Annotated in this window: 23 protein-coding genes; 11 read left to right on the forward strand and 12 right to left on the reverse strand. The window is 68.7% G+C overall.

Annotated elements, in window-relative coordinates; translation table 11 throughout:
- The first annotated feature begins 8 nt into the window (after nucleotides 1–8).
- Complete coding sequence (locus tag ACPCUW_RS22710) at nucleotides 9–896, forward strand: alpha/beta hydrolase (protein WP_063011135.1); 888 nt, start codon at nucleotides 9–11, stop codon at nucleotides 894–896.
- Between the two features lie 17 nt (nucleotides 897–913).
- Here ACPCUW_RS22710 and ACPCUW_RS22715 read toward each other — a convergent pair whose 3' ends face one another.
- Both ACPCUW_RS22715 and ACPCUW_RS22720 read right to left on the reverse strand, forming a co-directional pair.
- Nucleotides 914–2155, reverse strand: a complete 1242-nt coding sequence (locus tag ACPCUW_RS22715; RefSeq protein WP_423426963.1) for a bifunctional RNase H/acid phosphatase — start codon at nucleotides 2153–2155, stop codon at nucleotides 914–916.
- A gap of 10 nt (nucleotides 2156–2165) precedes the next feature.
- Nucleotides 2166–2903: a zinc ribbon domain-containing protein gene (locus tag ACPCUW_RS22720; RefSeq protein ID WP_030515366.1), complete on the reverse strand. Its 738-nt coding sequence runs from the start codon at nucleotides 2901–2903 to the stop codon at nucleotides 2166–2168.
- A gap of 222 nt (nucleotides 2904–3125) precedes the next feature.
- Between ACPCUW_RS22720 and ACPCUW_RS22725 the strand changes: the two genes are divergently transcribed.
- A complete protein-coding gene (locus ACPCUW_RS22725) occupies nucleotides 3126–3569 on the forward strand; it encodes an OsmC family protein (RefSeq protein WP_063011141.1) in 444 nt (147 codons plus the stop codon).
- 128 nt (nucleotides 3570–3697) lie between these two features.
- Here ACPCUW_RS22725 and ACPCUW_RS22730 read toward each other — a convergent pair whose 3' ends face one another.
- Nucleotides 3698–4840: a Nif3-like dinuclear metal center hexameric protein gene (locus ACPCUW_RS22730; protein ID WP_423426964.1), complete on the reverse strand. Its 1143-nt coding sequence runs from the start codon at nucleotides 4838–4840 to the stop codon at nucleotides 3698–3700.
- A 94-nt stretch (nucleotides 4841–4934) separates the two neighbouring features.
- A complete protein-coding gene (cobC, locus tag ACPCUW_RS22735) occupies nucleotides 4935–5963 on the reverse strand; it encodes an Rv2231c family pyridoxal phosphate-dependent protein CobC (RefSeq protein ID WP_423427072.1) in 1029 nt (342 codons plus the stop codon).
- A gap of 289 nt (nucleotides 5964–6252) precedes the next feature.
- On the opposite strand from cobC, the gene ACPCUW_RS22740 reads away from it, so the two are divergent.
- From ACPCUW_RS22740 to ACPCUW_RS22750, 3 genes are all read left to right on the forward strand, one after another.
- The gene (locus ACPCUW_RS22740; protein WP_030515370.1) at nucleotides 6253–6747 is read left to right on the forward strand and encodes a low molecular weight protein-tyrosine-phosphatase; all 495 of its coding nucleotides are present in this window, start codon (nucleotides 6253–6255) and stop codon (nucleotides 6745–6747) included.
- 5 nt (nucleotides 6748–6752) lie between these two features.
- Nucleotides 6753–7766, forward strand: a complete 1014-nt coding sequence (locus ACPCUW_RS22745) for an SURF1 family protein (RefSeq protein ID WP_104367078.1) — start codon at nucleotides 6753–6755, stop codon at nucleotides 7764–7766.
- Nucleotides 7767–7865: 99 nt separating this feature from the next.
- Nucleotides 7866–8282: an ester cyclase gene (locus ACPCUW_RS22750; protein WP_423426965.1), complete on the forward strand. Its 417-nt coding sequence runs from the start codon at nucleotides 7866–7868 to the stop codon at nucleotides 8280–8282.
- Here ACPCUW_RS22750 and ACPCUW_RS22755 read toward each other — a convergent pair.
- Complete coding sequence (locus tag ACPCUW_RS22755) at nucleotides 8256–9356, reverse strand: cobalamin biosynthesis protein (protein ID WP_305779851.1); 1101 nt, start codon at nucleotides 9354–9356, stop codon at nucleotides 8256–8258. The two genes, ACPCUW_RS22750 and ACPCUW_RS22755, sit on opposite strands and share 27 nt — an antisense overlap.
- 116 nt (nucleotides 9357–9472) lie before the next feature.
- Between ACPCUW_RS22755 and sigJ the strand changes: the two genes are divergently transcribed.
- Nucleotides 9473–10393, forward strand: a complete 921-nt coding sequence (sigJ, locus tag ACPCUW_RS22760) for an RNA polymerase sigma factor SigJ (protein WP_423426967.1) — start codon at nucleotides 9473–9475, stop codon at nucleotides 10391–10393.
- Between the two features lie 21 nt (nucleotides 10394–10414).
- Here the strand turns inward: sigJ and ald are convergent, their stop codons facing one another.
- Both ald and ACPCUW_RS22770 read right to left on the reverse strand, forming a co-directional pair.
- Nucleotides 10415–11539, reverse strand: coding sequence for an alanine dehydrogenase (gene ald, locus ACPCUW_RS22765; RefSeq protein WP_104367079.1), 1125 nt, complete (start codon nucleotides 11537–11539; stop codon nucleotides 10415–10417).
- A 109-nt stretch (nucleotides 11540–11648) separates the two neighbouring features.
- The gene (locus ACPCUW_RS22770) at nucleotides 11649–12416 is read right to left on the reverse strand and encodes an MBL fold metallo-hydrolase (RefSeq protein ID WP_423426968.1); all 768 of its coding nucleotides are present in this window, start codon (nucleotides 12414–12416) and stop codon (nucleotides 11649–11651) included.
- A gap of 71 nt (nucleotides 12417–12487) precedes the next feature.
- Here ACPCUW_RS22770 and ACPCUW_RS22775 point away from each other — a divergent pair, with 71 nt between their 5' ends.
- The 4 genes from ACPCUW_RS22775 (at nucleotide 12488) to ACPCUW_RS22790 (ending at nucleotide 15010) form a co-directional block, all read left to right on the forward strand.
- A complete protein-coding gene (locus ACPCUW_RS22775) occupies nucleotides 12488–13468 on the forward strand; it encodes a GlxA family transcriptional regulator (protein WP_305779854.1) in 981 nt (326 codons plus the stop codon).
- Nucleotides 13449–13967, forward strand: a complete 519-nt coding sequence (locus ACPCUW_RS22780; protein ID WP_423426970.1) for a gamma carbonic anhydrase family protein — start codon at nucleotides 13449–13451, stop codon at nucleotides 13965–13967. The genes ACPCUW_RS22775 and ACPCUW_RS22780 overlap by 20 nt, the downstream gene beginning before the upstream one ends.
- Before the next feature lie 150 nt (nucleotides 13968–14117).
- Nucleotides 14118–14276: a hypothetical protein gene (locus tag ACPCUW_RS22785; RefSeq protein WP_231983087.1), complete on the forward strand. Its 159-nt coding sequence runs from the start codon at nucleotides 14118–14120 to the stop codon at nucleotides 14274–14276.
- Nucleotides 14277–14389: 113 nt separating this feature from the next.
- A complete protein-coding gene (locus tag ACPCUW_RS22790; RefSeq protein WP_063011157.1) occupies nucleotides 14390–15010 on the forward strand; it encodes a TetR/AcrR family transcriptional regulator in 621 nt (206 codons plus the stop codon).
- A gap of 37 nt (nucleotides 15011–15047) precedes the next feature.
- On the opposite strand, the gene ACPCUW_RS22795 is transcribed toward ACPCUW_RS22790, so the two are convergent.
- The 5 genes from ACPCUW_RS22795 to ACPCUW_RS22815 all read right to left on the reverse strand — a co-directional run bounded on the left by ACPCUW_RS22795 (nucleotide 15048) and on the right by ACPCUW_RS22815 (nucleotide 20905).
- Nucleotides 15048–17033, reverse strand: a complete 1986-nt coding sequence (locus ACPCUW_RS22795) for an Eco57I restriction-modification methylase domain-containing protein (protein ID WP_423426972.1) — start codon at nucleotides 17031–17033, stop codon at nucleotides 15048–15050.
- A 63-nt stretch (nucleotides 17034–17096) separates the two neighbouring features.
- Complete coding sequence (locus ACPCUW_RS22800) at nucleotides 17097–17570, reverse strand: type II toxin-antitoxin system VapC family toxin (protein ID WP_104367070.1); 474 nt, start codon at nucleotides 17568–17570, stop codon at nucleotides 17097–17099.
- Nucleotides 17560–17829, reverse strand: a complete 270-nt coding sequence (locus ACPCUW_RS22805; protein ID WP_423426974.1) for a type II toxin-antitoxin system Phd/YefM family antitoxin — start codon at nucleotides 17827–17829, stop codon at nucleotides 17560–17562. The genes ACPCUW_RS22800 and ACPCUW_RS22805 overlap by 11 nt, the downstream gene beginning before the upstream one ends.
- Nucleotides 17830–17882: 53 nt before the next feature.
- Complete coding sequence (locus tag ACPCUW_RS22810; RefSeq protein ID WP_423426976.1) at nucleotides 17883–19562, reverse strand: bifunctional metallophosphatase/5'-nucleotidase; 1680 nt, start codon at nucleotides 19560–19562, stop codon at nucleotides 17883–17885.
- A gap of 101 nt (nucleotides 19563–19663) precedes the next feature.
- Nucleotides 19664–20905: a cytochrome P450 gene (locus tag ACPCUW_RS22815; protein WP_423426977.1), complete on the reverse strand. Its 1242-nt coding sequence runs from the start codon at nucleotides 20903–20905 to the stop codon at nucleotides 19664–19666.
- A gap of 380 nt (nucleotides 20906–21285) precedes the next feature.
- Here ACPCUW_RS22815 and ACPCUW_RS22820 point away from each other — a divergent pair, with 380 nt between their 5' ends.
- Nucleotides 21286–22599 (forward strand): nuclease-related domain-containing protein, encoded by a 1314-nt coding sequence (locus tag ACPCUW_RS22820; protein ID WP_423426978.1) that lies wholly within the window; start codon nucleotides 21286–21288, stop codon nucleotides 22597–22599.

A 22599-nucleotide genomic window follows, 5' to 3' on the forward strand; every position in this document is an offset into this window, starting at 1 on the left:
ATTCGCCCATGGAGCGTGTCGAGGTGGGGTTCGGTTCGGGAAGCGAACAGTGTGCAGCGTGGCTCTATCTTCCGGACGGCCCGCCCAAACCGCGTCCGCTGGTCATCATGGGGCACGGGCTGGGCGCGAACCGGGAAATGGGTCTGGATCGCTACGCACGCCGGTTCGCCGCGGCCGGAATGGGCGTGCTGGTCTTCGATTACCGGCATTTCGGGGCCAGCGGTGGTGAACCGCGCCAGCTGATCAACATCGCCCGCCAGCGCGACGACTGGCGCGCCGCGATCGCCTTCGCCCGCACCCTCAAGGGCTTCGACGCGACCCGAATCGCGTTGTGGGGCAGCTCCTTCGGCGGCGGGCACGTGCTGTCCATCGCACACGAGGACGACTACCTGGCCGCTGTCGTGGCACAGTGCCCGTTCACCAGCGGCTGGTCCTCGGCGATGGCGAAGGGGCCGATCAGCCTCGCCAAGACCGGCACCCTCGCGCTCATCGACATCCTGGTGGGCCCGATCCGCCGCAAGCCGGTGGGCGTGCGACTGGCCGGGCGGAAGCGTTCGGCGGCGTTGATGAGCGCCTCCGACGTGCCCGAGGGTTTCGGCCGCCTCGCCGAGGAGAGCGAGCAGTACCAGCCGAAAGTCGCTGCCCGCGTAGGGATGTCGGTACTGTTCGATTCACCGTGGCGGCGCACCAAGGGCATCAAGGTGCCGGTGCTGTATGCGGTGTGCGACAACGATTCGGTCGCGCCGGTGGGTCCGACGCTGAAGGCCGCTGAACGCACCAAACACGGCATCGTGAAGCGATACCCGATCGGGCACTTCGACATCTACTTCGACGACTGGTTCGAGAAGGCCGTCTACGACCAGACCGAATTTTTGGTGTCGGTCCTGCGTCCCTGACCGTCGCCGACCGGCGTTCAGAGATACGAGGTGTCGTTGACCAGACGCACCGACGATCCGCCGTCGGGATAGAACTCGGCGATCGACAGCGACGCCAGATCCAGATGCAGCCGATACAGCAGCGACGGGCCGACTTCCAGGGCCAATTGCAGCAGTGTCTTGATCGGCGTCACGTGGCTGACCACGACGACGTTCTGTCCCGGATACAGCGCGAGCAGATCGCGACGCGCCGCCTCGACGCGTTCGCGCACCTGGGCGAAGCTCTCCCCGCCCGGGGCGGGCAGCGACGGATCACCGAGCCAGCGCTGATGCAACTCCGGATCCCGTTGTGCCGCTTCGGTGAACGTGAGGCCTTCCCATTCGCCGAAATCGGTTTCGGTCAGCGCGTCCAGAACCCGCACCGGGACGTCGAGGGCCTGGGCCGCGGCCTGCGCGGTTTCGCGGGCCCGGGCCAGCGGCGAGGTGACGACCGCGGCGATATCCCCCTTCGCGGCGAGATATTTCGCGGCGCGGGCGGCCTGTTCCCGGCCGAGTGCGGTGAGGTCCGGATTGCCGCGGCCGGAATACCGTCGCTCCACGGACAATTCGGTCTGGCCATGACGCAGCAGCAACAGCCGGGTCGGCCGCCCGCGGGCGCCGGTCCAGCCCGGACCGGTTGTCGCCGGGGCCGTCTCCTGCACGACCGGATCCTCGTGCGCGGCACGGGCGTCGGCCGCTTCGTCGATCCAGCCCGGCAGCTCCGCCTCGACGCCGCGCGCCGACACCGATTCCTGCGCAGCCGATTCCGGTTCGGCCACGCTGTCGATCACCGGGCGCTCGGTATCGGCTTCGCGCACCTCCGCGACCACCACCGCGTCGTCCATGGCCTCGTTGGCGAGCCGATCGGCATGCGAATTCTGCTCGCGCGGAATCCATTGGAAGCCCACCCGATCGAAGCCCGCGACCAGCTGCCTCGCACGTTCCGCGAGCGGAATCATGGCCGCGTGCTTGACCTTCCAGCGTCCCGACATCTGCTCGACGACGAGCTTGGAATCCATCCGCACCTCGACGGTGCGCGCGCCCAGTTCCGCCGCGGCCGCCAAGCCCGCGATGAGACCGCGGTATTCGGCGACGTTGTTCGTGGTGACGCCGAGGTATTCACGGCGTTCGGCGAGGATCGTGGCGTGGTCGGAATCCCAGATCACCGCGCCGTAACCGGCCGGGCCGGGATTGCCTCGCGAACCGCCGTCGGCCTCCACGATCACGCTGCGTACCGTCATCGCCGGCCCGTCACAATCCGGATTGCTTCGTGCGCACCAGAATCGCACCGCATTCGGGGCAGCGGACCACGACCTGCGGATCGGTCTTGGCGATCCGGGCGATCTCACCGCGGTCGAGTTCGATGCGGCAGGCGCCGCACCGGCGAGCCTGCAACAGCGCCGCGCCGACACCGTGCTGGGCGCGCTGCTTGTCGTAGATCGCGAGCAGTTCGTCCGGGAATCCGGCGAGCAGCTGTTCACGGTCGGCGTCGCAACGCTGCGCGGCCACATCCAGGTCGGCGACCGCGTCGTCGCGCCGGCTCTGCGCGAGGGTCAGATCCTCCTCGGCGCGCGAGAGGTTGGCGCCCGCGTGCTGGTGATCGGCCTCGGCGGCCTCGCGCCGCTCCATCACCTCGAGCAGTTCATCCTCCAGCACCCCGCGCCGGCGTTCCAGGCTGCCCAGTTCGTGCTGCAACTCCGAGAGCTGCTTGGCGCCGACGTTGCCACCCTCGAGCATTCCGCGGTCGCGCGCCTCGCGTTTGCGCACGGCGTCGATCTCGCCCTCGAGTTTGCGAATGTCGCGGTCGAGATCGTCGAGCTGGATCTCGACCTTGACCGCCGCATCCTTGCGATCGGTGCGTTCGGCTTCCAGCCGCTGCACTTCCTGCTGTTCGGGCAGCACCTTGCGGCGATGCGCGATCCGCGTCAACTCGGCGTCGACGGCCGCGAGGTCGAGCAGTTTGGCCTGGATCGGTGGTTCGACATTCAACGCGGGACGTACTCCTCGACACTATGGACGGTTGCGGGGCGACGGGCAGCGGGTGCGCGACGCCGGTGCTCAACCGTACTCTGCCCGCGGCCGGTTTCGCCCCAACCCCGCACGGCCCGCCCGCGACCACCGGATACGCGGTCGAGACCTGATGCCCTGTGCCCCGGGCGCCGGCACAACAACTCGAGTGCGGCGCCGCCCCGACTGTGACACTCTGACCGGATGGCCGAACATCGCTATCGCGTGGATGTGGTGTGGACCGGCGCCACCACCGACTACCGCTCGTATTCGCGCAATCACGAGGTGCTCGCCGAAGGGCGGCCGCCCCTGCCGGGCTCGGCGGACCCGGTCGTCGGACGGGGCGACGCGACGCGCTGGAATCCCGAGCAGCTCCTGGTCGCCTCGCTCTCGGAATGTCACATGCTCTGGTACCTGCATCTGTGCGTCGAGGCCGGAATCGTCGTGATCGACTATCTCGACGAGGCCGAAGGCGTGATGAACGACCAGCGCTTCGAACATGTCACCCTGCGCCCCCGCGTCACCATCACCGATGCCGCTCGGGTCGAGCAGGCGCGCGCACTCCACACGGAGGCGCACAAGCGCTGCTTCATCGCCAACTCGGTCAATTTCCCCGTCGACCACGAGCCGGACATCCGGACGGAGTGAATTCGCGCCCGTCCACGGTCGCGGGAGAACGCCCGGGCCGGCCTCGCGCCGCTCGTCCCTGTGCCGCCCGAAACCGACACAGCCGGCCGGCTCGCCACCGAACCGAACCTGTGCGACCGCCGCTCATGTCAGTCGTCGGCGGCGCCGAGGGTCCACGGGTCGGTGCGGAGGGTACTGACCCGGGTTTGCACGCCCGGAAGCGCTTCCCGCACAATACCTTCCGCTTGGGCGCACCAGGGGAATTCGCTGGCCCAATGGGCGACGTCGACGAGTGCGGGACCGCCCGCGCGCAGATGTTCATCGGCGGGATGGTGGCGCAGGTCGGCGGTGACGTAGGCGTCGACGCCGAGCTTCGCGACCGTGCCGAGGAAGGAATCGCCCGCGCCACCACAGACCGCGACGGTGCGAATCTCCCGGTCGGGATCACCGGCGGCCCGCACACCCCAGGCGGTACCGGGCAGGGCGGCGCGCACGCGAGCGGTGAAGGCGCGCAACGTTTCCGGTTCCGGCAGGGTGCCGATGCGTCCCAGACCTCGTCCCGACGGCAGCGCCGCGCGTTCGGTGACGTCGAAGGCCGGTTCCTCGTAGGGGTGGGCGGCCCGCAACGCGGCCAGTACCGCGGGGCGGGCCGACGGCGGCGCCACCACCTCGACGCGGTCCTCCTCGACGAACTCCAGGTCGCCGACCTGACCGATCGCCGGATTCGCCCCCGCCATCGGCCGGAACTGCCCGGTCCCCGGTACCCGCCAGCCGCATTCGCGATAGAACCCGGCGCCCCCCGCGCCGGCCTCGAAGATCGCCGCCAGCACCGCATCGGTGTGGTCGCGCGGAATGAACACCACCCAGGTGTCCACCGGCGCCGCCGACTTCTGCTCCACCGGCCCGGTCACCGTCAACCCGAGCATGTGGGCGAGGGCATCGGACACTCCGGGATCGGCCGAATCGGCATTGGTGTGCGCGGTGAACAGCGCACAGTCGTTGCGGATCAGCCGATGCAGCAGCGCGCCCTTCGGCGTACTCGCGGCCACGGTGTCGACGCCGCGCAGCAGCAGCGGATGGTGCACGACCAAAGCCTGTGCGCCCCAATCGATCGCCTCGTCGACGACGGCAGCGGTGGCGTCCACCGCGAACAGCACCCGAGATACCGAGGCAGCGGGATCACCGCACACCAGCCCCACCGAATCCCAGGACTCCGCCAGCCGGGGCGGATACGCGTCGTCGAGTACTCGGATCAAGTCCTCCAGCGTCACAACAGAATTCGTCGCTGTCACCACCGCACCTCCACCGTTTCGCCGTTCCGGTCATTATCCACTCCGATGCCGCCTGCCGGGACGGACCGCGCCGCGTGCCCCCGAGCGCGAATCCTCACAGGCCGACGGCTTCGATCGCGGCGACCAAACGATCGACAGCGTCGCTGTCGCGGACCGCCAGGCGTAAGAATTCACCGTCGAGCCCCGGGAAGGTGTCACCCCGCCGGACACCGATATCTCTGTCCGCCAGATGTTTCCGCAGCAGCTCACCGTCGGGCACGCGGATCAGCAGGAAAGGACCTGCGGCCGGTTCGTGCACGTCGATGCCGAGGGCGCGCAGGCGGGGAATCATCGCCTCTCGCTCGGTCACGATCCGGATCGCGCTCGCCTCGGCTTCGGCGATCGCGTGCGCTTCGCAGGTCGCCGCGATCGCCTCGAGTTGCAGCGTGCCGAGCGGCCAATGCGGGCGACCGTGGTTCAACCGGGTCAGTAGTTCGGGCGGACCCAGCAGATATCCGCACCGCAATCCGGCCAGCGCCCACGTCTTGGTGAGGCTGCGCAATACCAGAACGTCCGGATAGGACTGTCCCGCAAGTGTTTCCGGCTCACCGGGCACCGCATCGGCGAAGGCCTCGTCGACCACCACGAGGCGGCCGGGCCGGCGCAGCGATTCGATCACCGCGCGAGGATGCAGCACCGAGGTCGGATTGGTCGGATTGCCGAGGACCACCAGATCGGCATCCTCGGGGACCCGCGCCCCGGCCAGCTCGTAGGGCGGTGCCAGCACCACCCGGGCGACCGGAACATCGGCCTCGCGCAGAGCGAGTTCCGGTTCGGTGAACGACGGATGGATGACGGCCGCCAGCCGCGATGCCAGCCGCGGCAGCAGCGCGAACCCCTCCGCGGCCCCGGCGAGCAGCAACACCTCCTCGGGCGCGCGGCCGTGCCGTGCCGCCACGATCGCGCGCACCGCGTCGGCCTCGTCCTCGGACGGGTACCGCCCCAGCGCGGGCAGTCGCGCGGCCAGCCGCCGCAGCAACCACTCCGGTGGCGCCTCGTCCCGCACATTCACCGCGAAGTCGAGCATCCCCGGCAGCACATCGCGGTCCCCGTGATGCCGCAACGCCGAACGGTCGACCTGCACACCACCGAACCCAGCACCCCCGAATCCAGCACCGCCGGACTCCGCATCGGTCGATCCGGAACCGCCGACTTCGGGACCCCCGGACGCCCGCACGCCGCCGATGCCCCCGGCGGCGCCCACGGCGAAACCCGCACGCGTCGCATCCGCCTCGGCTGCTCCGCCCGGACGCGTATCGCTCGGGCGGCTCGAGCCTGCGTGCGACCGCGTGCCGGCGGTCGTGGGGGTGTCCTCGGGCACAGCCATCTACCCTACGTGGCCGCCGCCCGCACCGACCGGCCACAATGGGTGCGTGGGCGAGCTGCACGTGACCTTCATCTGCACCGGCAATATCTGCCGGTCGCCGATGGCCGAGAAGATCTTCGCCGCGCATCTGGAACGCGCCGGACTGGCCGATCGGGTGCGCGTGAGCAGCGCCGGCACCACCGCCTGGCACGTCGGCTCGGACGCCGACCCGCGCACCACCGCCCTGCTCACCCGCCACGGATATCCGATCGGGCACGTCGCGGCCATGATCGGCCCCGATCATCTCGACGCCGATCTGCTGGTCGCCCTGGATTCCAACCACGATCGCGAACTGACCCGGTTGCGGATCCCCGAAGCGCGCCGGCGACTGCTGCGCAGCTTCGATCCGGACGCCGACGATCACGACGTCCCCGACCCCTACTACGGCGACGACACCGATTTCGAACTCGTGCGCGAGCAGATCGAGGCGGCCGTTCCCGCGCTGCTGGCCTGGGTGCGCGAACAACTCGGCGAACCCGCGACGACCGGACCGCGGCAATGAACATCCTGCGCCGGCTCACCTTCCTCCTGCGGCCCAGCTGGGCGATCCTGGCGGTCGTCGTGGTCGCGTTCGCCTACCTGTGTTTCACCGTGCTCGCGCCCTGGCAGCTGGGCAAGAACACCTCGACGTCTCATCGCAACAACCTGATCGCGGCCTCGGTCAACGCCGACCCGGTCCCGGCGAAGAACCTGCTGAACACGGGCGAGGGCACGCCACCGGCCGGGACGAATCCGGCCGACACCGAATGGCGGCGGGTGGTCGCGACCGGTAGTTACGTGCCGAATTCGATGGTGGTCGAGCGATTGCAGCGGCTCAACGATCAGCCCGCCTACGGGGTGCTGGCCGCCTTCCGGCTCGACGACGGCCGGGTCGTGCTCGTCGATCGCGGCCTGATCGCGGCGGTGAACGGCTCGGATCTGCCGGTGATCGCGGAGCCGCCGTCGGGTCAGCAGCACATCGAGGGACGGGTCCGGAAATCCGAGGGCGCCGTCCCCGGCAAGGATCCGATGGTCCGTGACGGCCTCCGCCAGGTGTACTCGGTCGACACCGCTCAGCTCGCCACGGTTCTGGGCACGCCGCTGACCGGCTTCGCGACCGGTGAGCACGGCGGCTATCTGCAATTGGACGCCGGCCAGCCCGGCGCCTTCACCCCCGAGTCACTCCCCCAGCTCGACGCGGGCCCGTATCTCTCGTACGGGCTGCAGTGGATCGCGTTCGGTGTGATGGCCCCGCTCGGCCTCGGCTACTTCGTCTATGCCGAAATCCGCGAACGCCGCCGCGACCGTGCCGCTGCGGGGGCAGCCACCCCGAGTGAGCAGGTCCCGGCCATGAGCACCGCCGGATCACCGGCTGCCGAATCAGCCGAAGGCACGAGCACCGCTGCGGCTTCCGCCCCTTCGGAGCCGGCTCCGAAGGCCCAGCCCGAGACCGCCTCCGCACCGGACGAGCCATCGGCCGCGCCGAAACCACGCACCACCGCGGACCGCCTGGCCGACCGCTACGGCAACGCCCGCAGCTGACCGGATCCCGCAGAATCGGCCCACTTCACGACTGGCCCGATCGACCTATTTGGCTATAGATTGGTATAGCTAGATCTCTCGATACGAGCGGAGAACGGGATGAACGCCATCCGGCAGGCCTACGACACCGTGCAGCGATCGTGGACCGGGCAGCAGTGGGATGCCTGGGCGGCGACCTGCGCCCCCGATTACGCATTCGACACCGGTACCGGCCTGCGACTGGATCTCGTGGGGACCCTGGACTGGAGCCGCGCCTGGTTCAGGGCCTTCCCGGATTACGCCGAGGACATTCGTGCGGTGCATCCGGCACCGAACTCGGCGGTCGCCGAATTGGTCGGCCGCGCAACCTCGGTGGACGACTTCGTCGTCGCCGGTGCGACATTGCTCCCGGCGACCGGCCGGCGGTTCGAGATCGCCTACGCCAAGGTTCTGGTCTTCGACACCGACTTCAAGGTGGTCGAGGACCGGCAATACCTGGACACCGCCGTTCTACTCCGGCAACTCGGCGCGAGCTGATCGGCGGCGCCCGAGCGCGTACGCGGTCACGGCCGCCACCACCGCGGCCGTCAGCTGCACACCGTTCGACAATCGCACCGCCCGGCGCAGATCGGGTACCCGCGGGGTCCGCCCGTCGCCCAGCACCGGACGCATCTCGGTCCCGTGGCGGTACTCGGTCCGCCCACCCAGCGCCACGCCCAGCGCTCCGGCCATCGTGGCCTCGGCGACACCCGCGTTGGGGCTCGGGTGCGCCCCGGCGTCGCGGCACCACGCGCGCCACGCATCGCCGGGCCACCCGCCCACCAGCGGCGCGAGCATCACGGTGAGGACCCCGCTCACCCGCGCGGGCAGCAGATTCGCCAGATCGTCGACGCGCGCGGCGGCCCAGCCGAAGTTGGTGTAGCGCTCGTTGCGATAGCCGACCATCGCGTCGAGCGTGTTGATCGCGCGGTAGCCGAGCAGCCCCGGCACTCCCGCGACCGCACCCCACACCAGCGGCGCGACGGTGGCGTCGGAGGTGTTCTCGGCAATGGATTCGACTGCGGCACGGGCCAATCCGTCGGCGTCGAGCGCTTCGGGATCGCGTCCGCACAGCGAGGGCAGCACCTCCCGCGCACCGGTCGACTCCCCCGCCTCCAGTCGATCCGCCATCTCGCGCCCGGTCCGGGCGAGCGTGGTGCCGCCGAGCGCGATCCACGTGCCGACCGCAGTGATCATGATGGTGCCGAGCCCCGCGTGACGACCGGGGCGCCCCTGCACCACCGCCGTCCGGACGCCGGCGCACCCGCCTCGCCTGCCCCCGGCCACGCCGCCGCGCCGATTCCGCCATGCCGACACCACGCCGCTCCCACGGGTGATTCCCGATGGCCGGGCAGCGATCTCCGCGCCCGCGCTCAGCGCGACGACACCACCCACCAACACGATCTCGTGCACGACCCCGGCGGCACGCGCATCACGATATCCCGCCGATTCCACCGCGGCGGCCGCCGTCCCGAACAGCGCCACCGGATGTCCTCGCCGCGGATCACCGAAAATCCGATCCGCCGCGAATCCGATCAGCAGTCCCGCGGCCCGCGCCGTTCCATATCGCACCGGGCGAGACTATCGGCCCCCTCGGGCACCCCGATGTCACACTCGGCCCGGCGGCATCGTCACCATGAGGAGGCACCCGCGCGGCGGGCGCGCGCGGCGAGACGAGGATGGCAGCTGTGACGACCGGACACGACGATATCGATCAGACCGAACTGGCACGCCGGTTCGAGGAGGATCGCCAGTATCTGCGCCGCGTGGCCTACAGCACGCTGGGCAGCCTCAGCGATGCCGACGACGTCGTGCAGGAGGCGTGGTTGCGGCTGCAACGCTGGTACGAAACCCGTTCTCCCGGTGAGCGAATCGACAATCTGCGCGCCTGGCTGACCACCGTCACCGGCCGCCTCGCGCTGGATCAGCTGGGTTCGGCCCGGGCGCGCCGCGAACAGTACGTCGGCGAGTGGCTGCCGGAGCCGGAGGTCACCAGCTGGGACGACCCGGCCGACCGCGTTTCGCAGGACGAGCGCGTCACCACCGCCCTGCTGGTGGTCCTCGAATCGCTCTCGCCCGCCGAACGCACCGCCTTCGTGCTGCAGGACATCTTCGGCATGACCGGTCCCGAGGTCGCCGACGTGGTGGGCCGCACCCCCGCCGCCGTCCGCCAGCTCGCCTCCCGCGCCCGCAAGCACGTCGAGGACGGCACCCCGCGCTTCCCGGCCTCCCGCGACGAACACGAGAAGGTGGTTTCGGCCTTCTCCGCGGCCTGGCGGTCGGGCGATCTGAGCGGCCTGCTCGGTGTGCTCGACGAGAACGTCACCCTGACCGCCGACGGTGGCGGCCGGGTGCCCGCGATCCGGCAGCCGGTGCAGGGCGCCGAACTGGTGGCCAAGCTGTACTTCGGCTGGTACCGCGCCGGAACCGGGGCGTGGGCGCGCATGGTTCAGGTCAACGGTCTGCCGGGCCTCATGGTCTTCGACGGCAACCATCTGGGGATCATGGCCTTCACCGTCGAACAGGACCGCATCACCTCGATCGCGATCGTCCGCAATCCGGAGAAGCTGCACGATCTGCCCGAGGGCGAACCGGATTGGACGATGTGAGAGTTCGCTCGGCGCGGCCCGTCACCGGCACGCCTGCCACCCCGCCCCGTGACCGACCCCGAGCAGGCCGTGCGCCCGGGCCACCTCCGGTGAGTACAGCTGTCCCGCATCGGCATTGAGCCCGGCCTCGAGGCCCGGGTCGGCACGGCAGGCCGCCCGCCAGCCGAGATCGGCGATGGTTCGCACATACGGCAGGGTGGCGTTGGTCAACGCGACGGTGGCGGTGTGCGGGACCGCGCCGGGCATATTCGCGACACAGTAGAACAGCGAATTCGCCACGGGGAAGGTCGGTTCGGCGTGCGTGGTGGGATGGGAGCTCTGGAAACAACCGCCCTGATCGATGGCGATATCGACCAGCACCGTCCCCGGCCGCATCCGCTCCACCAGGGTGTCCGGGACCAGTTGCGGCGCTCGCGCTCCCGGCACCAGCACCGAGCCGATCACCAGATCCGCGGCGACGACCGTCCGGTCGATGTCGGCCGCGTTCGAGGCGAGAGGAGTGACCCGGCCGGCGAATCGGATGTCGAGTTCACGCAATCGCACCGGATTGGTGTCGAGCACGATCACCCGCGCACCCATCCCGACCGCGACCGTCGCCGCACTCGTTCCGGCCACCCCGCCGCCGATCACCACCACTTCCGCCGGCCGCACCCCCGGCACGCCGCCCAGCAACACTCCGGCGCCACCTTCGGGCGCCATCAGGTGGTAGGCGCCGACCTGGGGTGCGAGTTTGCCGGCGATCTCGCTCATCGGCGTCAGCAGCGGCAGTGATCCGTCGGGTCCACGCACGGTTTCGTAGGCGATCGCGGTGATGCCGGAAGCCAGCACGGCGTCGGTGCACTCCCGGGAGGCCGCCAGGTGCAGGAAGGTGAACAGCACCTGCCCGGCATGCATGCACGAATATTCGGGTGCGATCGGCTCTTTCACCTTCAGCACCAGTTCCGCCTCGTCCCACACCGCGTCGGCGCTCGCGGCGATGTGCGCGCCGGCGGCCACGTAATCGGCGTCGGTGAATCCGGACCCGAGTCCTGCGCCGGATTCGATCAGCACCCGATGACCGTGCCGGGTGAGTTCGACGGCGCCGGCCGGGGCGAGGGCGACCCGGCTCTCCTGCGGTTTGATCTCGCGCGGAACCCCGATTCTCATACCGCCATCGTGGCCCTGATCCGGGCGCGGTGCCATGATCAAGTCGCGGCGATTCACAGAACCGCAACCAATCGGCAATCGATCCGCGCCCGGCAGCCCCGCATCGGCGTCACACGGTGATCGACTCGCCCAGCGGCGGGATCCGCAGTTGCTTCTCGCGCCCGCCGTAGCCGAAGGTGCGCCGCAGGTGATCGAGTGTCTCGGTGAAGTGCGCCCAGCCCTCGGCGTGTACCGGAACCACGACCGCCTCGCCGAGTACCTGCGCCGCGGCCAGCGCCGTGCGCGCGTTGAGCGTGACGTCGCTGTCCTCGAACCGGCCCACGTTGGCGGCGCCGACGTTGAGCAGGGCTATGTCGATGCGGCCGAATTTCGCCACGATGCGCTCGACGTAGTCGACGGAGGCGTTGTCACCGGAGATGTAGACCGTCGGCAGGTCCTCGGCCTGCAGGACGAAGCCGGTGACCGTGCCGCTCAGCGCCTCCGCGCCCTCCGGCCCGTGCAGCGCCGGTACCGCGGTGACGGTGACGGCGCCGATGCGCACCGACTCCCACACCGTCAGTCCCCGAACGCCTTCCAGGCGCCCGGCCGCTTCCGGCGTGGACAACACCGTCTCGACGCCGGCCATCACGTCGCGGCCCGCCGGATCGAGGTTGTCGGGATGCTGATCGTGCGACAGCAGCACCACGTCCACCGGGCCCACGCGATCCGCGGCGACCGCCGGTCCGGTCAATTTGTGCAGGGTGAGCGCGCCGGCGGAGTAGTCGCCGGGTTCGTCGAAGGTCGGATCGGTCAGCCAGACCAGCCCGCCGTAGTTCAGCCGGACGGTGGGGCCGCCGATGTGCAGGAGTTCGACCGTGCTGGAGAGCGTGTTCGTCATGAGCAACAGCTTGTCCCGATCCGGCACGCTCGAACAGTGGCCCGCAGGCCATGCTTCGATAAGATCGGGCCATGCATGTGGTCGCGGTGGTCGCCTTCGACGGAATCAGCCCTTTTCACCTGTCCGTCCCCGGGATGGTGTTCGGCCGCATCGGCACCAGCGTGCAGGACAGCGCGCCCTACCGGGTGCTCACCTGCGCGGAAGTTCCCGGAATCCTCGGCACCCCCGGCGATTTCGACCTCGTCGTACGCCACGGCCCCGAGGCGATCGACCGCGCGGAGACCGTGGTGATTCCCAGCTGGAACCCGGAACTTCCCGTGCCCGAAGTCATTTCGTCGGCCCTGTGGCGCGCGCACGAACGCGGCGCCCGCATCGTCGGACTGTGCCGCGGCTCCTGGGTGGTCGCCGCCACCGGCTTGGCGGACGGGCGCGAAGTCACCACGCACTGGGGTCTGGCCCCGGCTCTGGCCCGCGCGTTTCCCGCGGTGACCGTGCGCGCGGATCGGCTGTGGACCGACCTCGGCGATGTGGTGACCTCCGCGGGAGTGGCTGCGGCACTGGACTGTTGCCTGCACCTGGTGCGCGCCGATCACGGCGCCCGCGCCGCGACGGAACTCGCGCGCACGCTGGTGCTGGCCCCCTACCGCGCCGGGTCGCAGGCGCAGTACATCCCGCTCGCGGTACCGGACGCCAGCGACGACGACCCCATCGAGCACGCGATGGTCTGGGCGCGAACACATGTGGACCAGCCCATCGACCTGGACAGCTGGGCCCGCACGGCGCTGATGTCGCGGCGCACCTTCACCCGCCGCTTCCGCGAACGCACCGGATCCAGCCCGCAGCGCTGGCTGCTCGATCAGCGTATCGACCGCGCCCGGCTACTGCTGGAATCCACCGACGACACGATGGACCGCATCGCCGCCGAGACCGGTCTGGGCACGGCGATGAATCTGCGCCACCATTTCCATCGCACGCTCGGGCTGCCACCGGCCGCACATCGCGCCCAGTTCCGGGCCAGCTATGTTGACCTGCATGATGATCAAGCTGGGTGAGCACGAGCCGCAGATCGACGACACCGCGTGGGTGGCGCCGACGGCCACGGTGATCGGCCGGGTGCGGCTGGGTGAACAGGTCAGCATCTGGTACGGCGCGGTGATCCGCGGCGATCTGGAGGACATCGGCATCGGCGCCGGCACCAACATCCAGGACGGCTGCGTACTGCACGCCGATCCGGGATACGAACTGCAGGTCGGCAGCGGAGTGTCGGTGGGCCACAACGCGATTCTGCACGGTTGCACGGTCGGCGACGACGTGCTGGTCGGCATGGGCGCGACCGTGCTCAACGGCGCGGTGATCGGCGAGGGCAGCCTCATCGCCGCCAACGCCCTGATTCCCGAGGGCATGAAGATTCCGCCCGGCTCCCTGGTCGCGGGCGTACCGGGCAAGGTGCGGCGCGAACTCGGCGATGCCGAACGCGATCGCATCAAGCTCAACGCCGCGGTCTATCTGCACAATATGAGCACTCACCGCGACGCCGGCACCCAGCTGTGAGACGGGCCACACTGGTCAAGCGTCCAGGTTGATCTCTTGGTAGCATCGTCGCAGCATGTTCGCGGTCCGCGGCAGTGAATCATCGCCCCGGGCGGCGTACTGCGACGTGGGTATGCAGGAGGTTAGACGGTGTCGTACGAGCAGTCCGGTATGCACCGACCCCAGGGGCGGATCAGTGTGGCCGATATCGCGGCCCAACCCGGTGGCATCGAGGCGCTACAGCGTCGAGTCCACGAATTACGTTGCAACGGAAGTGATTTCGCCGCGAACGCGATCGAGCAGGAAATGGCCGCATTCAATCTGCGCTGAGCGCGGACGGCGTGAGCCCGGTCGGGGACGTCGGTGACGGTCCGGCGCGATGAGATAATGATCGTCAGCCTTCCGCATCGACGCGGTCATTCGCCGACTCGACTGGAGACCCCATGCCCCCTGTTCCGTCCATCCTGGCCCGCATCCTCGAGAAGCCCCGCTCCGACGGTGAGCAGCTGCTCGAGAGTGCCCTGTCGGCCTTCCTGGACTTCGGGATCAAGCGGACCAGCATGGGTGAGATCGCGCGCCGCGCCGGCATCAGCCCCGCGACGCTGTATCGCCGCTTCGAATCGAAGAACGATCTCGTCGAGGCGGTGAGCGTGCGCGAGGCGCAACGCTTCGTCGCCGATATCGAACAGCGGGTCGGCAGCATCACCGACAACGAGGATCAGCTGGTGGAGATCTTCGTCGTCTTCATCACCGCGCTGGCGCACAACGAGCTGCTGCAACGACTGCTGCGCACCGAACCCGAGCTGATCCTGCCGCGCTTGACCACCGACGCCGGCCCGATCCTCGCGGTTGGCCGCGCCTACCTGGCCGACAAGCTGCGCGGTTTGCAGAAGGCCAACGCCGAACTGGATTTCGATGCCGACCTCGTCGCCGAGATCATGGCCCGGCTGGCGCAGTCCCTGGCGTTGACTCCCGACGGGCTGATTCCGCTCTCGGACGCGGAGGCCGCCCGCGCCTTCGCCCGGCGGACGTTGCTGCCGATGGTCGGCGGCCATACCGCCTGACGGCCGGGCCTGCGATGCACAGTGCGGCTGTCGCCGGCTACCAGGAAGACTCCGACGCGACGCTGCCGGGCGGTCCGACACCGGTCTCGCCCAGCCCGAACGCCGCGGCCACGCGCCGATCGAGCAGCGCGACATCGGGTTCGGCTCCGCCGTTGGCCAATTCGCGTGCCAGGTCGGTGAGCCGCTGTCCCGCATCGGTATTCGGATCGGGGAGCGGAAGCCGGGTGACATACTGCGTGATCCACCGGCGCCGCCCGGCATAGAGCCGATTTCCGCACACGGCATCGTAGAACTGCAGCCCGAGCGTCGAATTGGCCACGCCCATCAGCAGATACGCGATCCGCTCGTCGCCGATATCGGCCAGCGACATCCAGTAACAGTCCCCGTTCACCACCGCACCGCTGCGATCGAGCGCGAACCGCGGCGCCACGCTGATATCCGGGAACACCACCTTCGGACGGCACCACAGATGCGGCCGCTGCGGCACCCAGATCTCGAACCACTCCCGCCCGGTGCCGGTGAGGTAGTCCCGAGCGGACAGGGTGTCCTTGTGCTGAGCGAGATAGGCCGCGGCGTCCGGATATTCGGCCAGATCGACCGGTGTGCGGCACGAGCACGAAGTCTCGTAGGGGTACAGCACCCGGGTGTCGCGGGCGCGTGCGATCCGCCACGGAGCGAGGTCGTGATGAGTCAGCAGCTGCCGGAGCAGTTCGAGCTCCGGACAGCAGGGCCGATCCTCCCACCGGTCCGAGATGAAGACTCGATCGGCATTCGTCTTGATGCCCACCCTGATTCGTGCCACCTCGCCGAACGTGCGCCACGTGCCGGCGGCGATTCGCCCCAACCAGGCGTCGGTATCGGGTCGCGACATGCGCCACGGAGTTGTGGGATCGAAAGTGCTGGTGAGTGATTCGTCTTCGCACTCCGCATCGGCCCATGCGTCGCCACCATCGGCGAGAATTCGCGCGGGCCCGCCGGCCGAACCGCGCCCCGGGTTCCCCGATCCGCACGGTTCGCCGTGCGCACCGGTCCACAGCGTTCCGGTCTCCACCGCGATGCGGCGACCGCCGTGGTCGACGACGGAGTCGGCCGGAGCGACCACAGCGTCGAACAGGTCGGCAGCGGCCGTCGGCTCCCGCTCGGACTCGTAGGCCGTGACGAACCTGCAGGTCCGCTGCTCGTGCCCGCGCACGGCGATTGTCACCGCGGGCAGGACCGCCGCCTCGAACAGCCGAGTGTCCCCAAGGTCGTAGAGCTCCACCGGCGTCAGTTCCGCATACAGCAGCGCCCGCAGATTCGCCCCCGCCTTGGTGCTGAGGAATCGGTTGGCGCACAGCAGACCCAGCACTCCACCGGGTCGTAACAACCGCGGAATCGTCGCGACGAACGGATGGGTCAAATCGATACGTCCCGACAGCCCGAACTGCTTGCTCAGCATCTGCGCGGTCGTGCCACCCAGCTGCTGAGTCCGCACATACGGCGGGTTCGTGATCACGGCGTCGAAGTGCGAGTCGGTCAATTCGGTTGCCGCGCAGAGGAAATCGCCCACCCGCCAATCGATGACGACCCGATTCGACGGTGGCGCGGTATCCACCCCAGGCACCGCGCCGAGGTATGCGCCGACCGCGTCCGCCACCCGCGATCCCGCCCACGACTCGGCGGTGCCCTCCTCCGGCCAGATTTGGGACCTGCCCCCGAATCGGCTGTTCCACGACCTCCCCCTAGTCTGAGCTTCCCGGACCGCCGCGGCATTCAGGTCGTACCCCACCAGATGCAGGGAGGTATCCGGAAAGCGTTGTGCCGCAACATATGCCACCGCCGACAGCAACTCACCGTCGCCGCAGGCGGGGTCCAGCACCGACAACTCGCGTTCCGGTCGCACATGCGCGAGCATCCGCTCCGCGAGAAACTCCGCCAACCGCGGCGGCGTGTAATGCCGACCGTGCCGTTTCCGCGCCCCACCCCCGCCCGGCTCCCGTCCCGCCCGGCGGTCTGCTGCTGGCTGCTCCCGCCCGCCGCGCATGTCCGCATTGTGCCTGCTGCGAGCACAAATGTGGGCGAACTCGACGTATCGCGCGCCCGAAGGTCAGCCCCTGCCCGCGTGCGGCACCTCAGGGCGCGTAACCGTGACAACAGTGAGTAGTTCATCCAGCCCCTCGAAGTCCGATGGGTTGGTCGTGTAGAGCGGCAACTGTTCGGCGACAGCCACAGAGGCGATCATCAAATCGGCGAGACGGCGGCGCGGCTTACGGCCGACCGCGATCACGGCAGCACAGACTCGGCCGTATGCCCGGGCAGCTTCCACGTCGAACGGTATGGGATCGAACTCGTTCTCGGCTCGCTGCAGAACGTCGAGTCGGCGCGCCCGCTCGATGTGTTCGTCGTACAGGTCCTGCTCATCGTTTCCGCGAACTTCATGTGGCCCGGCGGAGAGCTCGGCCAGAGTGACTGCCGTGATGGCCATCTCGTCCGGAAGCTCCATCGGGTCCAACCACCGACGCAGGATCATGATGTTCGTGTCGATGATCCCGCGAGTCCGGCCGGTGTGATCAGCGCTCATAGGGGTCGTCCGGTCGCTGCTCCGCCGTACGATCTTGGTCCGCACGGAAGCTGCCCACATCGAGGGCCGGAGCTGTATGCGACATCGCGGCAAACTCGACACGCGAAACGAATCTGCGACGCCGGCGCAACGGAACAAGTTGCCCGATCTGGTGACCGTCACGTGTAACGGTGAACGACTGCCCGTCTTGAACAGCGTCCATAATTTCTTTCGACCGATTGCGCAGGTCGCGCTGTGTGATCTCGGGCTGGGCGCTCATGACAACATCATACAGCGCGATAGCACGTGGTGCCACGGCGTGCTACGCCGCACTCACCGGCGTTGGACGCGCTCCTCGGGCGGACCGACCGCTCCCCGGTCACGCAGGTAGGTCTCCAGGGCGTCCAGATCGGTCGGGCCGACCGCCGTATCCGTGCCCCGCGTGAACACCGCGAAGCCGTCGCCGCCGGAGGCGAGGAAGTTGTTGGTGGTCACCCGGTAGGTCGCGACCGGATTCACAGGCCGGTCTCCGATCCGGACGGAATCGGCGATCACCTTGTGTCCCGGGGCGGCCTTGTCCTCGTAGGAGTAGGAGATCCCCGCGACGGAGAGCACGGCGGGTTTGCTCTTGTTGTCCCATTGCTGTTCCAGCAGGTCCAGTATCTGGCGGCCGGTGAGGGTGACGGTGACGACCTGATTGCCGAACGGCTGCGTCTCGTAGATGCTGCCGTAGGTGATCGGCCCGGGGCCGATGTCGGCGCGCACGCCGCCCGGATTCATGAACGCCGCCACGGCCTGCGCCGAATCGTGGGTGACATCGAGCATCGCATCGGCGATCACCGCACCGAGCGGGGATTCGCCGCCACCGCGATCGCTGCGCGTCAGCGGGGCCGTCGCGGTGCCCACGACCCGTTGTGCGCGCGGCGCCGCCTGGCCGGAGAAGAATGCGATCGACTTGTCCACCGCCGGATCGGGAGCGACATCGCGGGTCACTACCCGGTTGACGGCGTGCGCGGACACCTTCCCGTGGTCGAACCGCAGCGTGACGTCGGTGATCAGGCGCCCGTAGGACGCCGCCTGCGTGACCACCTTGCCGTCGAATTCGCAGTTGTAGGCCTGATGGCTGTGCCCGGTGAGCAGCACTCGAACGGCGGGATCCGTATGCGCCGCGAGCGCCGGCACATCCGGACTGATGTCGGCGCAACCGTTGTAGTCGGTGGTCTTCGCCGGTGTTCCCTGGGCGCCGCCGTCGTGCACCAGGGCGACAACGGTTTCGGCACCGGCCTGTTTCATGGCGGGCACGTACTTGTTGATCGCCTCGGCTTCCTCGCCGAAGGTGTAACCGCGAATTCCTTCCGGGAAAACGAGATTCACCGTATCGGGCGTCACCACCCCGACGACACCGATCTTGTGCCCGCCGATCGTCAGCATCGTCCACGGCCGCACTCCGGCCGGAGTCTCACCGCGGGAGTCGGTGAGATTGGCGGCGAGGAAATCGAAGTGTGCTCCCGTGAACGGCTCCCCCGGTGAGCACCCGTCGAGCGCACAGCCGCCCGCGCGCAACCGTCCCAGTTCCACGACCCCGTGGTCCAGTTCGTGATTGCCCACCGCCGACGCCGCCACGCCGATCTGGTTGAGATAACCGATCGTCGGCTCGTCATGGAACAACGACGACACCAGTGGACTGGCCCCGATGTTGTCCCCCGCCGACACCACCGCGCTGTCCGGATACGCCGCCCGCAACCGCTGCAGATGCGTGGCCAGATACGCCGCCCCGCCCGCGGTGTACTCCCCCACCTGCCCGTTGCTCGCCTCCGGCGGTTCCAGATTGCCGTGCAGATCGTTGATCCCGAACAGGTGCACCTCGCCGGGTTGCGCCGCCGGAAGGTCGCTGGTGGAGACCAGCGGTATCGCGCCCCGATGTGTGGTTTCGCCGCTTCCGCCGCATCCGGACAGCGCGACCAGACTCATCGCGACGGCACCACCGGCCGCCATGCGCCGCAGAACACCCATACCGTCAGACTCTGACATACGGGAACGTCCCCGAAACGACGGTTCGGTGAACTCTGCTGTCGCCCTGCGCCATCGCCGACCCGAGACGGCTGCTCGGCGCGTCAGCCCACGGTGATCGGCAATGTCTCCCAGCCGCGCACGGTCGAGGTCGACGACAAGGTGATGTTGTCCCAGTCGACATCCCACGTCGGGAAGCGGCGCAGCAGCTCCTCCAGCGCCACCCTGCCCTCGAGCCGGGCCAGCGCCGCGCCCAGGCAGAAGTGGGTACCGAGGCCGAAGGTGCGGAGATTGCTGATCTTGCGGTGGATATCGAACCGCTCCGGGTCGTCCCATCGCTCCTCGTCGCGGTTCGCCGACGCGATGAGCAGCATCATCGCGCTGCCGGCGGGCACGGTGATCCCGTAGAGCTGCACATCTTTGGTGACGTAGCGGGCGATGGCGTGGCCGGTGGGCTCGAATCGCAGCGTCTCCTCGATCGCGTTCGGGATCAGGCTCGGATCGGCGACGAGTTCGGCGCGCTGTTCGGGGTGGCGGGCGAGCAGCGCACCCAGCCAGCCGATCAGCCTGGCGGTGGTCTCGTTACCGGCCCCCGCGACGACGGAGACATAGGTCAGGATCTCGTCGCGCGTCAGCGTCCGCGTCACGCCCTCGGTGTCGACGAATTCGGCGCGCATCAACTCGGTCATCAGATCGTCGGAGGGATTGTCGGCGCGCCAGTCGATGTATTGGGCGAACTGTTCGGCATCCGGAATCGCCTTGTCGGAGATCTGCATTCCCTGCCCGGGCTCGGTGCGCAACGCGCTGTCGGCCTTGTCGCGCACGGTCTGCTGATCGGCCTCCGGGATGCCGAGCAACATGCCGATCACGCGCATGGGCACCTCGTTCGCGAACGCGGTCATCAGATCGAACCGGTCTTTCCCGGCGAGCCGGTCCAGCGACCGCCGGCACAGGTCGCGGATCTGCGGCTCCAGCGACATCACCCGCCGGGGCGTGAACACCCGCTTGAGCAGCGCGCGGTGGATGTCGTGCGCCGGCGGATCCTCCATCAACAACGTGCCCGGCGGAATCTCGATCCCCGCCTTGATGATCTCCAGAATCGGCCCCCGCGACGACGAGTACGTCTCCCAGTCCAGCAGTGCGGGATCGATATCCGACGCGCGGGTGAGGGCATAGAAGTCGTGCTTGTCGTTGTAGTAGAGCGGCGCTTCCGCCCGCATCCGCCGATAGATCGGGTAGGGGTCCTTCGCGATCTCGCGGTCGAACGGGTCCCAGTAGACCGCGTCGGCGCTATCGGGCGCGGGGGCGTCGTCGAGTGCTGTGGCAGGGCGAGGCGTGTCAGGCATACGGATCATTCTCTCTCAATGAGAATCAGAATTCCATAGCGGAGAATATCAATATCCTGCGTGGTTGCCGCGAGCGGTCGCCACTGGGCCGCCGCGCGCCCGACGGGGCAGTGCCCCCGCCCGCTCCCCGACAGGCAACGCCGACGACGCGGAACGTCGAGCCGACTGCTCCGCGTACACCCTCAGCGACTCCGGGTCGACATTCCGTCCGGTCGGAATTTGTTGTCTTATCTCACTTTTCGACCGTCCATGGGCCGCCGAGCAGCCCACCAGCCATTACCGTCCGAAAGCCGTTGTAGCGCAGCGTTATCACGCGACTTTCGGTGGAAGCACTCGGTTAACGTTGATGTGTTACAACGCTTCTGGAGGTCGAACCGGCCATGCTGATAATCAACGGCGACATCACCAAACCGAAGACCCAACAGCAGGTCGTCGAATGGCTCGCGAACTACGTCACCCAACCAGGAATCGCCGTCTCCGGCGTCTACATCCCCAGGCTGGACGGCGGGAGCACCGAAGCCGATCTTCTGGTTTTCACTCCACACGCGGCGGCCGTCATCGAGGTCGACGCTCTGCGCAAGAAGACCCGCGGATCGCTGTCGTATTCGATGAACGAGCGGTGGTCCGCACCCGGCATCCACGGCGACCCGGTCCAACTCCGCGGCGACGACCTCAACCCGCTGCACCAAGTGCGCAGGCCCGTCTCCGCCCTGAGAACCTTCGTCGCCGAACTGACACGCGGCCCGGAACCGTTCGTGGACGGCCTGACCCTGCTCATACCCAAGTCGGGCAACACGGTCACCCTCGACAAGGGCCCGATGCCCGCCGGGTTCACCGTCCTGCTCGGCGACAGCGCCTCCCAGCTCTACTCGTGGTTCGGCCGAACCGCCCAGCACCGCGACCGAACACCGTGGACCGCGGAGCTGGTCGTCACCGTGCTGACAGCCCTGCGAGTCGACCGCACCCGCGACGCCGAAAGCCGCCGCCGGCTCTACGCGAAACTGCTGGCGGAGGGATTCCCGACCGAGGTGTCGGCGGTCCCGAGAGAAGGAGACGGAAGCCCGACTACCTCGACGCCCCTCGCCACCTCTGCGAACGCACCGGCCCAGCCGGAACAGGCAGACCAAGCCCGCCCGAATTCGCAAGCGGTCCCCACAGATTCACACCTCCCGCTTTCGCGGAACGCCCAAGACAACGCGGCCCCACCCACCTCGTCGCCCGCCCCAGCCCCGTCGACCTCACCCGTTTCCTACGCCCGGGCCCACCCCGAGACCCCACCGGCTTCGCACGCCGACCCGACATTCTCAGCTGTACAGACTTCGCGAGCGGTCCCGAAGCCTGCGTCCACACAGGCTCTGCAGACCGACGCCAGTCCCGCACCGGCACCCGCACCCGCACCCGGGGAGCCAGGCACAGACTCCAACTTCCGAACCCAACCCCCAGCACGCCACCGCCTCCGCACCGCACTGCTCGGCATCGCCGCCGTGCTCATCCTCATCTGCGGCATCGGCTACATGGCCGGCAAAGACCACCCCCGCGCACAATCCGACTCCCGGCCGGCACCATCCCAAGTCCGCCCGCCCGAGAGGACAACGACGCCCGCCCCGCCGCCCACCGAAACCCCAAGCACACAGCAATATTCGGCTACACCCACGGAGGGGGCAACCTGCTATCCGTTCCAAGCAGGCTGCTGA

It is taken from the genome of Nocardia sp. AB354 (genome assembly GCF_049538315.1).
Lineage (GTDB): Bacteria > Actinomycetota > Actinomycetes > Mycobacteriales > Mycobacteriaceae > Nocardia > Nocardia nova.

Excerpts from the sequence above, each read along its gene's own strand:
- ACPCUW_RS22795 (WP_423426972.1), bottom strand. The coding sequence starts at position 17,033 with ATGCGCGGCGGGCGGGAGCAGCCAGCAGCAGACCGCCGGGCGGGACGG.
- ACPCUW_RS22820 (WP_423426978.1), top strand. The coding sequence starts at position 21,286 with ATGCTGATAATCAACGGCGACATCACCAAACCGAAGACCCAACAGCAG.
- ACPCUW_RS22725 (WP_063011141.1), top strand. The coding sequence starts at position 3,126 with ATGGCCGAACATCGCTATCGCGTGGATGTGGTGTGGACCGGCGCCACC.
- ACPCUW_RS22750 (WP_423426965.1), top strand. The coding sequence starts at position 7,866 with ATGAACGCCATCCGGCAGGCCTACGACACCGTGCAGCGATCGTGGACC.
- ACPCUW_RS22715 (WP_423426963.1), bottom strand. The coding sequence starts at position 2,155 with ATGACGGTACGCAGCGTGATCGTGGAGGCCGACGGCGGTTCGCGAGGC.
- ACPCUW_RS22810 (WP_423426976.1), bottom strand. The coding sequence starts at position 19,562 with ATGGGTGTTCTGCGGCGCATGGCGGCCGGTGGTGCCGTCGCGATGAGT.
- ACPCUW_RS22790 (WP_063011157.1), top strand. The coding sequence starts at position 14,390 with ATGCCCCCTGTTCCGTCCATCCTGGCCCGCATCCTCGAGAAGCCCCGC.
- ald (WP_104367079.1), bottom strand. The coding sequence starts at position 11,539 with ATGAGAATCGGGGTTCCGCGCGAGATCAAACCGCAGGAGAGCCGGGTC.
- ACPCUW_RS22805 (WP_423426974.1), bottom strand. The coding sequence starts at position 17,829 with ATGAGCGCCCAGCCCGAGATCACACAGCGCGACCTGCGCAATCGGTCG.
- ACPCUW_RS22710 (WP_063011135.1), top strand. The coding sequence starts at position 9 with ATGGAGCGTGTCGAGGTGGGGTTCGGTTCGGGAAGCGAACAGTGTGCA.
- ACPCUW_RS22785 (WP_231983087.1), top strand. The coding sequence starts at position 14,118 with ATGCACCGACCCCAGGGGCGGATCAGTGTGGCCGATATCGCGGCCCAA.
- ACPCUW_RS22770 (WP_423426968.1), bottom strand. The coding sequence starts at position 12,416 with ATGACGAACACGCTCTCCAGCACGGTCGAACTCCTGCACATCGGCGGC.
- ACPCUW_RS22800 (WP_104367070.1), bottom strand. The coding sequence starts at position 17,570 with ATGAGCGCTGATCACACCGGCCGGACTCGCGGGATCATCGACACGAAC.
- ACPCUW_RS22775 (WP_305779854.1), top strand. The coding sequence starts at position 12,488 with ATGCATGTGGTCGCGGTGGTCGCCTTCGACGGAATCAGCCCTTTTCAC.
- ACPCUW_RS22815 (WP_423426977.1), bottom strand. The coding sequence starts at position 20,905 with ATGCCTGACACGCCTCGCCCTGCCACAGCACTCGACGACGCCCCCGCG.
- ACPCUW_RS22780 (WP_423426970.1), top strand. The coding sequence starts at position 13,449 with ATGATGATCAAGCTGGGTGAGCACGAGCCGCAGATCGACGACACCGCG.